This window comes from Arthrobacter sp. C9C5 (assembly GCF_013359735.1).
Classification (GTDB): Bacteria; Actinomycetota; Actinomycetes; order Actinomycetales; family Micrococcaceae; genus Arthrobacter.
Genome location: NZ_JABFMX010000007.1, coordinates 47,841 through 61,276, shown reverse-complemented (window position 1 = coordinate 61,276; position 13,436 = coordinate 47,841). Strand labels below are relative to the sequence as shown.

14 protein-coding genes are annotated in these 13,436 nt (G+C 68.9%); 11 read left to right on the top strand and 3 right to left on the bottom strand.

The features are described 5' to 3' along the window. Positions 1 to 171 precede the first annotated feature (171 nt). Complete coding sequence (locus tag HNO80_RS07235) at positions 172 to 945, bottom strand: IclR family transcriptional regulator (RefSeq protein WP_175322172.1); 774 nt, start codon at positions 943 to 945, stop codon at positions 172 to 174. Positions 946 to 1,176: 231 nt separating this feature from the next. On the opposite strand from HNO80_RS07235, the gene HNO80_RS07230 reads away from it, so the two are divergent. The 8 genes from HNO80_RS07230 to HNO80_RS07195 all read left to right on the top strand — a co-directional run bounded on the left by HNO80_RS07230 (position 1,177) and on the right by HNO80_RS07195 (position 9,145). Next, the gene (locus HNO80_RS07230; protein WP_175322171.1) at positions 1,177 to 1,923 is read left to right on the top strand and encodes a CoA transferase subunit A; all 747 of its coding nucleotides are present in this window, start codon (positions 1,177 to 1,179) and stop codon (positions 1,921 to 1,923) included. A 43-nt stretch (positions 1,924 to 1,966) separates the two neighbouring features. Continuing rightward, the gene (locus HNO80_RS07225) at positions 1,967 to 2,674 is read left to right on the top strand and encodes a CoA transferase subunit B (RefSeq protein WP_175322170.1); all 708 of its coding nucleotides are present in this window, start codon (positions 1,967 to 1,969) and stop codon (positions 2,672 to 2,674) included. After that, entirely contained in the window at positions 2,671 to 3,867 is a 1,197-nt protein-coding gene (locus HNO80_RS07220; protein WP_175322169.1) for an acetyl-CoA acetyltransferase, read from the top strand. Before HNO80_RS07225 ends, HNO80_RS07220 begins: the two co-directional genes overlap by 4 nt. After that, positions 3,854 to 4,090: a hypothetical protein gene (locus HNO80_RS07215; RefSeq protein WP_175322168.1), complete on the top strand. Its 237-nt coding sequence runs from the start codon at positions 3,854 to 3,856 to the stop codon at positions 4,088 to 4,090. The genes HNO80_RS07220 and HNO80_RS07215 overlap by 14 nt, the downstream gene beginning before the upstream one ends. Continuing rightward, the gene (locus HNO80_RS07210; RefSeq protein ID WP_175322167.1) at positions 4,083 to 5,240 is read left to right on the top strand and encodes a PucR family transcriptional regulator; all 1,158 of its coding nucleotides are present in this window, start codon (positions 4,083 to 4,085) and stop codon (positions 5,238 to 5,240) included. The genes HNO80_RS07215 and HNO80_RS07210 overlap by 8 nt, the downstream gene beginning before the upstream one ends. Before the next feature lie 170 nt (positions 5,241 to 5,410). Beyond that, complete coding sequence (locus tag HNO80_RS07205; RefSeq protein ID WP_175322166.1) at positions 5,411 to 6,712, top strand: MFS transporter; 1,302 nt, start codon at positions 5,411 to 5,413, stop codon at positions 6,710 to 6,712. Continuing rightward, positions 6,709 to 8,319 (top strand): class I adenylate-forming enzyme family protein, encoded by a 1,611-nt coding sequence (locus HNO80_RS07200; RefSeq protein ID WP_175322165.1) that lies wholly within the window; start codon positions 6,709 to 6,711, stop codon positions 8,317 to 8,319. The genes HNO80_RS07205 and HNO80_RS07200 overlap by 4 nt, the downstream gene beginning before the upstream one ends. A 10-nt stretch (positions 8,320 to 8,329) precedes the next feature. Next, entirely contained in the window at positions 8,330 to 9,145 is an 816-nt protein-coding gene (locus tag HNO80_RS07195; protein ID WP_175322164.1) for an SDR family NAD(P)-dependent oxidoreductase, read from the top strand. Positions 9,146 to 9,157: 12 nt separating this feature from the next. Here HNO80_RS07195 and HNO80_RS07190 read toward each other — a convergent pair whose 3' ends face one another. Together HNO80_RS07190 and HNO80_RS07185 are read right to left on the bottom strand one after the other, a co-directional pair. Next, a complete protein-coding gene (locus HNO80_RS07190; RefSeq protein WP_175322163.1) occupies positions 9,158 to 10,018 on the bottom strand; it encodes a 3-hydroxyacyl-CoA dehydrogenase family protein in 861 nt (286 codons plus the stop codon). Positions 10,019 to 10,029: 11 nt separating this feature from the next. Next, positions 10,030 to 11,244 carry an MFS transporter gene (locus HNO80_RS07185; RefSeq protein WP_175322162.1) on the bottom strand — a complete coding sequence of 405 codons (1,215 nt, stop codon included), beginning with the start codon at positions 11,242 to 11,244 and terminating at the stop codon, positions 10,030 to 10,032. Between the two features lie 105 nt (positions 11,245 to 11,349). Between HNO80_RS07185 and HNO80_RS07180 the strand changes: the two genes are divergently transcribed. From HNO80_RS07180 to HNO80_RS07170, 3 genes are all read left to right on the top strand, one after another. Continuing rightward, positions 11,350 to 11,925 (top strand): TetR-like C-terminal domain-containing protein, encoded by a 576-nt coding sequence (locus HNO80_RS07180; protein WP_175322161.1) that lies wholly within the window; start codon positions 11,350 to 11,352, stop codon positions 11,923 to 11,925. Positions 11,926 to 11,968: 43 nt separating this feature from the next. Then, a complete protein-coding gene (locus HNO80_RS07175) occupies positions 11,969 to 13,024 on the top strand; it encodes a zinc-dependent alcohol dehydrogenase family protein (RefSeq protein WP_175322160.1) in 1,056 nt (351 codons plus the stop codon). Positions 13,025 to 13,117: 93 nt separating this feature from the next. After that, positions 13,118 to 13,432 (top strand): hypothetical protein, encoded by a 315-nt coding sequence (locus tag HNO80_RS07170; RefSeq protein ID WP_175322159.1) that lies wholly within the window; start codon positions 13,118 to 13,120, stop codon positions 13,430 to 13,432. Positions 13,433 to 13,436: the final 4 nt, after the last annotated feature.

Here is a 13,436-nt window from a genome sequence, read left to right as displayed (position 1 = left end):
GCTCTCTTCCCCTGCTCCCAGTCCCCCAGCATCAAGGCGGGGAAGTAGTTTTTGGGCCAGACGCGCCACCCGGACTGGGGAACAGGCGCTGTCTAAAGCGCATGCAGCCACGGCTGCAATTCCAATCGTGCTCCGCGCCCTCCGGTTTGTCGAGACGGCCCCGGTGGCGACTCAGCTGCCCTGCAACTGCAGGGAGATCCGGTGCGCTTCGTCCATCAGCAGGCGCCCCAGGTATTCGCGGCGGTCCGCCCGGAAACGCGGCTCAATCCCGGTCAGGGACAGCGCCCACGCCGGCCGGCCGCGCTGGTCGAAGACGGCGGCGCCCATTCCCCAGCTGCCTTCCAACACCAGGCCCGGGTTGACCGAATAGCCTGCCTGCCGCGTCGCTTCCAGGTTCGCGCGGACCACTTCCTCGCTGTGGGCGGCGGCAAAGCTCCCGGCATGGGCTGCCCAGCCGGCCAGCAGCTCCTCTTGCTCCGCCGCGGGCAGGAACGCCATGATGGCGGTGCCGGCGGAGGCAACGCCCAGCGGGAAGCGCACACCCTCGTGCAGCACGAAGGAGCGGACCGGGAAACTGCCCTCCTCCCGGAGCAGGCACACCGTCTCGGCGCCGCGGCGGATCGAGAAGAAGGCGCTCTCCCCGGTTTCCTCGGCCAGCCGGCGCAGGCTGGGCCGGGCAATGTCCTCCAGCGGGAAGCGTGCCGAAGCCACCGATCCCATCAGCAGGATCTCCGGGCCCAGCACCCAGTTGCCGCTGTGCGGATCCTGGTCCAGCAGCCCCTCGGCGGCCAGGGAGGTGAGCAGCCGGTGGGCGGTGGGACGCGTCAGCCCGGATTCGCGGACCAGTTCCACGAGCGGGGAGCCTTCCGGCTTCCGGCCCACGATCCTCAGCAGGGCCGCCGCGCGGCTCACCACCTGGGCTCCCTGCACGGGGACTGAGTTCATCTTTTCCTCGCAATTCCTCAGAATATTCCTCAAAACATCCACATTGTGGACAGTGCCCAGCCTAGCGTCCACACTGTAAAAAAGCACGAAAAGTTGCGGATTCTCGGCGTTGACAGTGGTCTGCACCACACCATAGGCTCCTTCCTCAGGAAAACAGTCCACAACGTGGATCAGGGCAGCGGTCCCATGGCCAGGCCGCCGGTTACTCAAACGCTCAATGAGGAGATGCAAATGTCAAAGGTGAAATCCGGTGCGGCAGCCGCACTGCAGGACGTGCTGCGGGACGGCATGACGCTGGCGGTCGGCGGCTTCGGCCTCAGCGGCATTCCGGCAGACCTGATCGAGGCGGTCCGGGACTCCGGCGTCAAGGACCTCACCGTGGTCTCCAACAACATGGGCGTGGACGGCAAGGGCCTCGGCATACTCATCGAGGCAGGCCAGGTCCGCAAGGTCATCGCCTCCTACGTGGGCGAGAACAAGCTCTTCGCCGAGCAGTACCTCGCCGGCCAGCTGGAGGTCGAGTTCACCCCGCAGGGCACCCTCGCCGAGCGCCTCCGCGCCGGCGGCGCCGGCATCCCGGCCTTCTACACCAAGACCGGCGTCGGCACCCTCGTCGCCGAAGGCAAGCCGCTGGCGGAGTTCGACGGCGAAACGTATGTCCAGGAGCGTGCCATCAAGGCCGATGTCTCCCTGGTCCATGCGCACACCGCCGACACTGACGGCAACCTGATCTACCGCTACACCGCACAGAACTTCAATCCCGTGGTCGCCACGGCCGGCGTCGTCACCGTTGCGGAGGCCGAGGTGATCGTCGAACCCGGCGCCCTCGACCCGAACCACATCGCCACCCCCGGCGTCTTCGTGCAGCGACTGGTCCAGGCCAGCGACCGGGTCAAGGACATCGAACAGCGCACCGTCCGGCCCCGCGCCGAAGCGTCCGAGGCGGACAACGCTGCCGCCTCCGCCGTCACCGTCTAATCCGGCCTGAGCGCCGCCACCCACACTTTTCAGGAGAAACACCATGGCTTGGACCCGGAATGAAATGGCCGCCATCGCGGCCGAAGAACTCAACGACGGCGATTACGTCAACCTCGGCATCGGCATTCCCACGCTCGTCGCCAACAACCTGCGCGAGGGCGTCCGCGTAGTGCTGCAGAGTGAGAACGGCCTGCTCGGCATGGGCCCGTTCCCCTACGAGGGCGAGGAGGACGCGGACCTGATCAATGCGGGCAAGCAGACGGTCACCGTCCTGCCCGGCGGCAGCATCTTCGACTCCGCCACCTCCTTCGGCATGATCCGCGGCGGCCACGTCAAGGTCGCCATCCTCGGCGCCATGCAGGTCTCCGGTGCCGGCGACCTGGCCAACTGGACCATCCCCGGCAAGATGGTCAAGGGCATGGGCGGCGCCATGGACCTCGTGGCCGGCACCCCGCGCGTCGTGGTCCTCACCGAACACAACGCCAAGGACGGCACCGCCAAGATCGTCAAGGAATGCACCCTGCCGCTCACCGGGCTGAGCTGCGTGGACCGGATCATCAGCGATCTCGCGGTGTTTGACCTGGTGAAGAATCAAGAAACCGGCGTTCGCCGACTCACGCTCACCCGCCTCGCCCCCGGCGTCACCGTGGCGGAGATCCGCGAGAAGACAGAGGCGGAGTTCGACGTCGACCCCTCCCTCGAGGCAGCCCCGGCCCGGGACGCCAGCAGCCTGGAAGGAGCCACGGCATGAGCCTCAAGGACCAGTTCGGCAAGGATGTCCTGCTCACCGGCTGGGGCCACAGCCGGTTCGGCAAGCTCACGGACGAGACCCTCGAGTCCCTGATCGTAAAGGTCGCCACCGAGGCGATCGGCAACGCCGGCATCGAACCCGGCCAGATCGACGAGATCTACCTGGGCCAGTTCAACTCCGGCATGATGCCGCTGGCGTTCCCGTCCTCGCTCGCGCTGCAGGTCTCGGAGCAGCTCGCCAACGTCCCGTCGACACGGGTGGAGAACGCGTGCGCCTCGGGCTCGGCCGCGTTCCAGCAGGGCACCAAGTCGCTGCTGGCGGGTACCGCCAAGACGGTCCTGGTGATCGGGGCCGAAAAGATGACCCAGGCCGGCGCCGACGTCGTGGGCGCCGCCCTGCTCGGCGCGGACTACGACATGGCCGGCAAGCCCTCCAGCACGGGCTTCACGGGGCTCTTCGCCGAAGTGGCCAAGCACTACGAGAAGCGCTACGGCGCCGGCGCAGGGAACCTGTCCGATGTGCTGGGTTCGATCGCGGCGAAGAACCACCGCAACGGCGTGGACAACCCCTACGCCCAGCTCCGCAAGGACCTCGGCGAGGAGTTCTGCCAGACGGTCTCGGACAAGAACCCGATGGTCGCCGATCCGCTGCGCCGCACCGACTGCTCCCCCGTCTCCGACGGCGCCGCCGCCGTCGTGCTCAGCGTTGCCCCCACCGGCGGCGCCACCGCCCCGGTCCGGCTCGCCGGCTTCGGCCAGGCGAACGATTTCTTCCCGACCGACCGCCGCGATCCCACCGCCTTTGCCGCGACCCGCGCCTCCTGGCAGCGGGCCCTGGGCATGGCCGGCGTCGGGCTGGAGGACCTGGACTTCGCCGAGGTGCACGACTGCTTCACCATCGCCGAACTGCTGATGTACGAGGTCATGGGCCTGACCGAGCCGGGCCAGGGCGCCCGCGCGGTCAAGGAAGGCTGGGTCTTCAAGGACGGCAAGCTGCCGGTCAACGTCTCGGGCGGACTCAAGGCCAAGGGCCACCCGGTCGGGGCCACCGGCGTCTCGCAGCATGTCATCGCGGCGATGCAGCTCACCGGCACCGCCGGGGACATGCAGCTGGCCGCCCCGCGCCGGGCCGCGGTTCAGAATATGGGCGGCGTGGGCATTGCGAACTACGTCAGCGTGCTTGAAGCCGTCTGAGGCGCCGCCCGCGGACATGGTGCGGGTCACCAACTGGCTTGGCCTGGCGGCCGGCGCACCCGTGATGGTGCGCCGGCCGGGCCGTGTCCCGGCCGCCGCAACGGTGGAAATCGCGACCCCGGACGGAAAGATCCTCTGGGTCAGGTACTGGGCCTCGGCCGAGCGCGCCATGCTCCACAAGGCCGACGGGACCCAAGTGTGGTGCGAGGCGAACATTGGCTGAGTCCAGCATTGAAAACGTGGCCGACCTGCTCTTCCGAGACCTGCAGTACCTGAAGGCCAGCAGCGTGGAGCGCTGCGCCACGGACGTGGCCGGGTACCGGGGCGTGGCCGAGGCGGACATCAGCTCCTCGGTGGAACAAAACCTTCGGATGGCCATCCAGGCGGTGAAATCCGGGACCGTGCCGGAGTCATCGCAGCTCGCCTTCGAAGCCAGGGTGGCGCAGGTCCGGTTCCACCAGGGCCTGCGGATCGAGGACGTGCTGCGCGGTTACCGCCTCTCCATGGCCGTGATCCAGGACCGCTTCCTCGACATCGCCCAGGAGCTACGGCTCGGCGACCGGGAGGTCCTCGCCGCGCACCGGGTGCTCTGGGGCGTCAGCGATTCCTACACGGCCGCCCTGGTGCATTCCTACCGCGAAAGCAGCGTCCAGCAGGCCGTGCGCGACCACGAACTCCGGCAGGGCTACCTGCGCGCCGTGCTGGCCGGAACCCTCGCCGGCGCGGAACTGGTGTCCCGTTCCGCCGACTTCGGGATCGATCCGCGGCGCGAATTCCGCGCCCTGCGCGCACGCGCCAGGCCAGGGACGTCCCCGGACGAGCTTCTCGGCGAGCTGGTGGCGCCGCTGCGCAGCGGCGACGGGGTGCTGACCGTCCTGGCCGGCGACATCGTCGGTTTCCTCGCCGCCAAGCCCGCTGCCGGCAGCGCGGCGGCGACCATCGCCGTCGGACCCCCGCGGCCCCTCACCGCGCTGGCACAGTCCGACGCCGTCGCCGACCGCGTCTTCGCCGCCGCTTGGCGGCGTGCGGACCGGGGCTCCTATTGCATGGAAGACCTGACGTGGCGCACCGCGGCCGGAGATCCGGACGTCACGGAGGTGCTGCGCCGGCGCTACCTGGCGCCCTTCGCCGACGACGCCGAATTCGGCCGGATCGTGCTGGACTCGGTGCGGTCCTACCTGGCCAGCGACCGCCGGATATCCGCAGCCGCGAGGGCACTGTCCGTGCATGAGAACACGCTGCGTTACCGGCTGCAGAAGTTCGAGCAGCTCACCGGCACCCGGCTCGACGCGACCGGGACCCTCGTGGAGCTCTGCTGGGCGTTCGAGGCCTGCCAGGACGGGACACCCATGCCCGTCGACGGCCCGTTGTAGGAATCCACAACCCCCGCCCCGTTCCCTTTGAGCTGGCTCCATGTTCGGGGCCGCAGCGCCTCCGTAACGTGGTCTGCATCACAGCCGGACGAACTGCTGACCCCTGCGCCCCCACGGGCCGGACGATGCGGCACCCCTCGTCCGGGCCCATCGGATCTGGGAGTCACCGGATGAGCGTCATCACCGCAGCACCACCTGTCAGCAGGACCCGCCAACTCGCGGCCGCAACGGTCGGCAACATCGTCGAATGGTTCGACTGGTACGTCTATTCCATGCTGGCGCTGTACTTTTCCAGCCAGTTCTTTCCCAAGACCGGCGACCCCGTGGTCCCGCTGCTCAGCGCCATGGCGATCTTCGCCGTCGGCTTCTTCATGCGGCCGCTCGGCGGCCTGCTGGGCGGCATGGTGGCGGACCGCCTGGGACGGAAGAAGGCGCTCACCGCGACCGTCATGCTGATGGGCGTCGGCAGCCTGCTGGTGGCCGTGGCACCCACCTACGACCAGGTCGGCGTGCTCTCGCCGATCCTGCTGGTGGTGGCCAGGCTCCTGCAGGGCCTCTCCACCGGCGGCGAATTCGCGGCCTCCTCGACATTCCTGGTCGAATCGGCCCCGGCGGGCCGCCGAGGCTTCTTCTCCAGCTTCCTCTACATCGGCGCGACGCTCGGCAACGTGGTGGCGATCGGCTCCGTGGCGCTCCTCGTGGCCTGGCTCCCGGACGACGCCATGCACGAGTGGGGCTGGCGCGTGCCGTTCGCCATCGGAACCCTCGGCGCGGTGGCCGGCCTGTTCATCCGCCGCTTCGCCGAAGAAACCCTGGCGCTCGACGACGACGCCGATCCGTCCGTCCCGCCCGGCGCCAGGCCCGCCCGGCCCTCGGCCTTCGAGTTCATGCGCACCCACCCCAAGGAATGCCTGCTGGTGTTTGGCATCAACGCCGCGCCGACCCTGTTCTTCTACGTTTTCTCCTCCTACCTGCCCACTTACGCGCACATCACGGTGGGCTTCGACATGAAGAACGCACTCTTCGTTGGACTCATCTCGCTGAGCTACTTCGCGGTCCTGCAGCCGCTGATGGGCATCCTCTCGGACCGGATCGGCCGCAAGCCCCTGCTGCTGGCGTTCGGCATCGGCTTCACCGTGCTGACCATCCCCCTGCTCCACATGCTGCAGAACAGCTTCCTGTCCCTGCTGCTGGTGCAGATGGCCGCCCTGACGCTGCTCGCCTGTTACACCTCCATCACCTCCGCCGTGATGTGCGAGCTCTTCCCGGCCCGGATCAGGGCCGCCGGCATCGGCCTCCCCTACGCCCTGGGCGTCGCGCTGGTCGGCGGCACGGGACCGTACGTGGCCACCTGGCTGGCCGATGCCAAGATGATCGACGCCTTCGGCTGGTACCTGACCATCCTCGCGGCGATCACGACGGCGGTCTTCCTGCGCCTCAAGGAGAGCTACCGGACGGGGCTGCCGCAGTGAGCGTGATCGGATTCTTTGACCGCGGCTGGAGCTGCAACCCGAACGGCTTCGCCTACGTGCAGGACGAAACCGCCTTCACCTTCACCGAGGCCGGCGAGCTGTCCTGCCGGATCGCCAACGCGCTGCTGGACTCAGGCCTCTCCCCCGATGCCAAGGTCGCGGTGCTCTCCCCGAACGATCCCCTCGCGTGGATCTGCGTGCTCGGCATCTGGCGGGCCGGACTAACCTGGATCCCGGCCAACCCGGCGAGCCCGACCGTTGAAACGGCGCAGCTGCTGGCCGGATTCGACGCGGAACTGGTGATCTTCCATGCCGGCCTGGCCGAGCCGGTCCGGCAGCTCCAGGAGGGGCTGCCCGGCGTCCGTCACTGGATCCGGTTCGGGCCGGACGCCGCCGCTGAGGCCGGGGGGCCTGCCGGCTCCGCCGGACCCGGGGCGCCCGGGACGCCCGCGGCAACCGCCTTCAGCCAGTGGATCGCAGCCCAGCCGGCGACCAAGCCCGCCGTCAACGCGTCCCCGGAGGACGTGGTCTCACTGGCGCCCACCGGCGGCACCACGGGCTTGCCGAAGGGCGTGATGAACACCAACCGGAGCCTGTCCGCCTTCGTGGCGCACCTGATGATGGCGGCCCACTACGGCTCGGAGGATGCCGTGGTGAACCTCGCCGCCGCGCCCATGACGCACACCGCCGGCCTGCTGAGCCTGGCCGCCACGGCCCGCGGCGGGACCGTGGTGGTCCTGCCCAAAGCAAGCCCGCACGCGGTCCTCGACGCGATCGAAAAGTACGCGGTGACGGACCTGTTCCTGCCTCCCACCGTGATCTACCGACTCTTGGAGGTGCTCAAGGAGCAACCACGGGACCTCTCCTCGCTGCACTACCTGATCTACGGGGCGGCCCCGATGTCGGTCGAGAAGCTGCGCCAGGCGCTGACGGCAATCGGTCCGGTGATGATGGAACTCTACGGACAGATGGAGGCGCCGGCGTCGGTGACCTTCCTGCGCCCGGATGAGCACTTCGTGGCTGGCGCGATCGCCCCTGACTCCCGGCTCTCCTCCTGCGGCCGGCCGTATCCGCTGGTCGAGGTCGAGATCCGCGACGACGACGGCCGGGCGCTTCCGGCCGGAACGCCCGGCGAGATCTGCGTCCGCGGCGACCTGGTCATGAAGGGCTACTACAAGAACCCGGAACAGACGGCGCAGGCGCTGCGCGACGGCTGGCTGCACACCGGCGACATCGGCGTCTTCGACGAGGAGGGCTACCTGCACCTGACCGACCGGCGGCGGGACCTGATCATCTCCGGCGGCTTCAACGTCTACCCGAGCGAAGTGGAGCAGGTGATCTGGAGCCACCCGGCCGTGCGCGACTGCGCGGTGGTCGGCTCCCCCCACCCCGACTGGGGCGAGGCGGTGACCGCCGTCGTCGAACTGAACGAGGGCTGCACCGTCACGGAGGCGGAAGTCATCGCCCTGTGCAAGCAGGAACTGGGCAGCATCCGGGCCCCGAAAGCCGTGCACCTGGTTCCCGCGCTGCCGCGCAGCGTCAACGGCAAAGTCCTGAAGAAGAACATCCGCGAAACCTTTTGGCGCAACGAGAAATCCAAGATCTAGGAGAACACTGATGACTAAGAGACTGCAGGGAAAGATCGCCCTGGTGGTGGGGGCCGGTTCCAGCGCCCCGGGAATGGGCAACGGCAAGGCCACGGCCATCGCGTTTGCCCGCGAGGGCGCCACGGTGGTGTGCGCGGACGTCAACGAGGCGGCTGCGAAGGAAACGGAGGGCCTGATCCTGGCCGAGGGCGGCCAGGCACGGCATCTTGCCTTCGATGTGACGGACTCCGCCGCCGTGGGCCGCGCCGTCGCGTCCGTCATCGACGAATTCGGCCGGATCGACGTCCTCGACAACAACGTCGGCATCGCCAAGGTAGGCGGCGTGGTGGAACTGGACGAGGCCGAGTGGGACAGGGTCCACGCGATCAACCTGAAGGGCCCGTTCCTGACCATGAAGCACGTCATCCCGCACATGGTTGCCCAGGGCGGCGGCTCCATCATCAACATTTCCTCGCTGGCGGGCATCCGCTGGACCGGCGTCCCGTACGCCACCTACTACTCCTCCAAGGCGGCGCTGAACCACCTGAGCCGCACTACGGCGGCGGAGTACGCGGCGAAGCACGTGCGGGTCAACGCCATCCTGCCGGGGCTGATGGAAACGCCGATGGTGACCGAGTCCGCCGAGCTGGCCGGCGCCTACGCGGACGGGCAGCGCGAGGAAATGCTGAAGAAGCGCCACGCCCAGGTGCCCATGGGCCACATGGGCACGGCCTGGGACGTCGCGAACGCCGCGGTGTTCCTGGCCAGCGACGAGTCCGCCTACGTCACCGGGATTGAGCTGCGGGTCGACGGCGGCATTTCGCTGGGCTTCCAGGGCAACTCTTAGGGCAACGCGGGCTCAGGAGTAGTCGTTGTAGAAACCGCGGCCGCTCTTGACCCCCAGCCAGCCCTTCCCGATGTAGTCCCGCAGCAGCGGCGCCGACTTGTTCTCCATGCCGGCCAGCTCGCAGTAGTGGTTTTCGATGTCGAGGACCACGTCCAGGCCCACCTGGTCCATGAAGCGGAACGGTGCGGTGTCGGCCTTGAACACGTCGAGGAACAGGGCGTCGACGTCCTCGGGTTCGGCGACCCCCTCCGCCACGACCAGCAGGGATTCGCGCTTGATCGCGGCCCAGACGCGGTTGAAGATGAAGCCGGTGCTCTGCTTGCGGACCAGGTGCGGGGCCAGGGCGTACTTCGGCAGCTCGGCCATCAGCAGCTCAATGATCGCCGGATCGGTGCGGCCGCTGGACATCAGCTCCACCGAGCGCACCGCCGGCGGCATGTAGAAGTGCAGGTTCAGGACGCGTTCCGGCGCGTCCACCCCATCGATGAATTCGGACGAAGCGAACGAGGAGGAATTGCTCGCCAGCACGGCGTCGGGCGCGGCCAGCCGGTCAAGGTCGGCGAAGATTTCCTTCTTGAGTTCGAGCTTTTCCGGCACCGCCTCGACGACGAGCCAGGCGTCCCGGAGGGCTGCGGCGAGGTCGTCGCCGGCCGTGATCCGCCCCTCGGCAGTGCCGCCGAACTCATCCGCGACGCCGGGACGCTCGGTTCCGATGTAGTCGACGGCGGCCTGGGCCACGGCAAGGTTCGTGTCGAAGACGCGCACCTCGGCGCCGCGGAGCGAGAGCATCAGCGCGATGCGGCGGCCCAGCGTGCCGCCGCCGATCACGGTGATGGGTCGGCCTGCAATGTCGGCCGGAAGGGTGAAGCTCATGTCGGTTCCTTTCAGGAGGCTGCTGGCGTTCCAGCAACCAGGTCGATGGGGTTGTTGCGGGTCGTCGCCTTGGCGGTCAGCACCAGGGCGGGGACGGCGGCCAGCACCAGGGCGGCACCGTAGATCAGCGTCGTGCCCTTCATCCCGGCCACGGCGACCAGCAGCCCGGCGGCCACGGCCGGGACGCTGAAGCCGAGGTAGCAGATCAGGTAGATGCTGGAGAGCATCCCGATGCGCTCGTGCGGCCCGCACAGCGGCAGGGTCATCCGCATCGCGCCGAAGTAGCCGCTGCCGAAGCCGACGCCGGCCACCATGGTGCCGGTGAAGTAGAGCGGCGCGGACCCCAGCTGGACGGCGAGGACGGTCAGGGATATCCCGGCGATCAGGGAGAGGACCCCGGTCAGGAGCGTGTTCCGGTCGGACCAGCGGCGGACGACGAGGATTGCCAGGGCCCCCGGGACGAAGAGAGCGAACAGGGCCAGCCCGCCCACCAGCACGGAGCTGTCCTTCGTGATCGAATGCGCAAGGGCCGGCCCGAGGGAGAGATAGAAGCCTGCGAGCGCCCAGGTCGCGGCCGCCACCGGCATGGTCGCGGCCATCGTCTTGCGCGCGGAACTGGGGACCTTCGCCTCGGGAACCAGGGAACGGAGCCAGCCGGGGGCTTTCCGCCCCGCGCTCGGCAGCCACAGCAGGGCGGTCCCGAGGACCAGCAGCAGGGCAGCGAGGAAGAAGTACACGGTCTTGGTTGGTTCCGGCAGGAACCGGACCAGGGACGCCGAGCCGAGCGCGCCGATGGAGAGCCCGACCGGCGAGGCGGCACTGTTCACGAGGGAGCCGCGGCCCCGGCGGCCGACGCCTTCGAAGGCCAGCAGCGCGGCCCCGGCCGCGCCCATGGCCGCGCCGGTAGCGACGCCCTGCAGGGCCCTCGCCGCGAGGAGCATTTCCGGACCGGGCGCGAACGCGAAGGTCATCATGGCCCCGATCTGCAGCGCCACAGCCCCCAGCAGCACGGGCCGCGTGCCGAGATGGTCCGCCAGCGACCCGACCACCAGCAGCGTCAGCAGCACGGCCACCGCGTACACGGCGAAGACGACCGTCACAGCGGCGGAACCGAGCCCCCATTCCCGCGCGTAAAACTCGTACAACGGCGACGGCGCCGACGATGCCCCGATGAAGACCGTCAGGAGCGCCGCGTGAAGCCAGAACGCGGTACCGGTATTCTTCAATGCTTTCCCTGCCTACTAACCAATCGACTAAAGCACAATCTATGCATTAAGAGACTAGCACCGGAAACCGCCACTAAAGCAGAAGTTTTGCCTTAGCATGGTGTGATGATGGCTACAGCGACTCCGCGCCCGGGCGGCCGCAGCGCCCGTGTCCAGCAGGCAGTGCACCAGGCGGTCCGCGCGCTGCTGGAGGAGAACGACGGCGACCGTTCGGTCCTGTCGGTGCCGCTGGTGGCGGAACGCGCCGGAGTGAACTCCTCGACCATCTACCGGCGGTGGGGGGATCTGCCGCGGCTGCTCGCCGCCGTCGCGTCCAACCGGATGCTGCCCGAGCAGGTGGAGGACACCGGGTCGCTCAAAGGGGACATGGAGGCCTGGTTCGTCCCCTACGTCGAGGAATTTTCCTCCCCGCTGGGGCGGCAGGTGCTCCGGGACATGCTCGCGGACGGCGCCGTGACCCGGGATTATTTCGCACTCATGCAGGGCCATGTCGAGGAGATCCGGCGGCTGGCCGAAGCCCGCGGCGAAACCGCGCCGGCGGCCCGGGAAATTGTCGACACCGTGGTGGCACCGGTGATTTACCGCATCCTGTTCAACCATGAGTCCGCCCCGGAATTGAGGGTCCAGGACCGGATCAGCCGGCTGCTCCGCCCCGGGACCGCCTCCGACGTCCAGGACTAGACTCGTTTCCAGCCCCCATCCACGACCACGCGAGGAGCCCCCCATGCGCGCCACCATCATCCACGGCCCCGGCGACATCCGCGTCGAAGACCGCGACTACCCCACCATCCAGCAGCCCACCGACGCCGTCGTAAAAGTCACCGCCGCCTGCGTCTGCGGCTCCGACCTGTGGCCGTACCGCGGCGTCCGGCCCACCCACAAACCCTCGGCGATCGGCCATGAGTTCATCGGCCTGGTCGAAAGCATCGGCGACGCGGTGACCGAACTGGCCGTGGGGGACCTGGTGATCGCGCCGTTCGTGGTCAGCTGCGGCAAGTGCCCGCAGTGCCTCAACGGTGTCACGGTGGCCTGCGACCACCTGGCCGGCTGGGGCGGCAAGGACGACGCCGGGCTGGCCATCGACGGCGGCCAGGGCCAGGCGGTCCGGGTCCCGCTGGCCGACGCCACCCTCGTCAAGGTTCCGGGCGTCACCGAGCCCGACGACGCGCTGCGCGCCAGCCTGCTGACCCTCTCCGACGTGATGGCCACCGGCCACCACGCAGCCCTCGCGGCAAAGGCGGGAGCAGGCCGGACCGTCGTCGTGGTGGGCGACGGCGCCGTGGGCCTGTGCGGCGTCCTGGCCGCCAAGCGGCTGGGCGCGGAACGGATCATCGCCATGTCCCGGCACGCCGACCGGCAGGCCATCGCCCGGGAGTTCGGCGCCACAGACATCGTCGCGGAGCGCGGGGACGACGGCGTCGCGAAGGTTCGCGAACTGCTCGGCGGGGTGCTGGCCGATTCCGTCCTGGAGTGCGTCGGCACCAAGGAATCCATGGAGCAGGCGCTGCACAGCGTCCGCCCGGGCGGCGCCCTCGGCTTCGTGGGCGTGCCGACCGGCGGCGCCGAGATTCCGCTGCGCTACCTTTTCGACACCAACATCTCCATCGGCGGCGGGATGGCCCCCGCCCGGACCTACATCCCGGAACTGCTCGCCGACGTGCTGGACGGCAGCATCAACCCCGGCCGGGTGTTCGACGTCGTCATGCCGCTGGAGGAGGCGCCGGAGGCCTACCGCGCCATGGACGAACGGCGGGCCATCAAGGTCCTGCTGACGCCCTAGCCGAACGGGCAGGGGACCGCGCGGCCCTTGCACTGCCGGGTTGGCGGGTCTAGCGTGATGCGCATCAGCACCCGCAGCCGTCAAGGAGCCGTCATGGCCAGGTTTGTGCAGATCATCGAATACCAGTCGTCCCGCATCGAGGAGATCGAAGCGCTCGGCCGGCCCTCCCGGACCGAGGGGGAAACCGCCCCGACCTTCCGTCGGATCCTGAACACCGCGGACCGTGACCGGCCCGGCACCTACCTCACCATTGTCGAGTTCGATTCCTACGAGTCGGCGATGGAGAATTCCCGGCGGCCGGAAACCTCCGATTTCGCGGCGCGGATGGCGGCCCTGTGCGATTCGCCGCCGGTGTTCCGCAACCTGGACGTCCAATGGGAGGACGCCGGCGACCCGGCGAGCGACTAGGCGC

Coding starts and splice junctions, on each gene's coding strand:
- HNO80_RS07235 (WP_175322172.1), bottom strand. CDS start 945: ATGAACTCAGTCCCCGTGCAGGGAGCCCAGGTGGTGAGCCGCGCGGCG.
- HNO80_RS07230 (WP_175322171.1), top strand. CDS start 1,177: ATGTCAAAGGTGAAATCCGGTGCGGCAGCCGCACTGCAGGACGTGCTG.
- HNO80_RS07225 (WP_175322170.1), top strand. CDS start 1,967: ATGGCTTGGACCCGGAATGAAATGGCCGCCATCGCGGCCGAAGAACTC.
- HNO80_RS07220 (WP_175322169.1), top strand. CDS start 2,671: ATGAGCCTCAAGGACCAGTTCGGCAAGGATGTCCTGCTCACCGGCTGG.
- HNO80_RS07205 (WP_175322166.1), top strand. CDS start 5,411: ATGAGCGTCATCACCGCAGCACCACCTGTCAGCAGGACCCGCCAACTC.
- HNO80_RS07195 (WP_175322164.1), top strand. CDS start 8,330: ATGACTAAGAGACTGCAGGGAAAGATCGCCCTGGTGGTGGGGGCCGGT.
- HNO80_RS07190 (WP_175322163.1), bottom strand. CDS start 10,018: ATGAGCTTCACCCTTCCGGCCGACATTGCAGGCCGACCCATCACCGTG.
- HNO80_RS07180 (WP_175322161.1), top strand. CDS start 11,350: ATGATGGCTACAGCGACTCCGCGCCCGGGCGGCCGCAGCGCCCGTGTC.
- HNO80_RS07175 (WP_175322160.1), top strand. CDS start 11,969: ATGCGCGCCACCATCATCCACGGCCCCGGCGACATCCGCGTCGAAGAC.
- HNO80_RS07170 (WP_175322159.1), top strand. CDS start 13,118: ATGGCCAGGTTTGTGCAGATCATCGAATACCAGTCGTCCCGCATCGAG.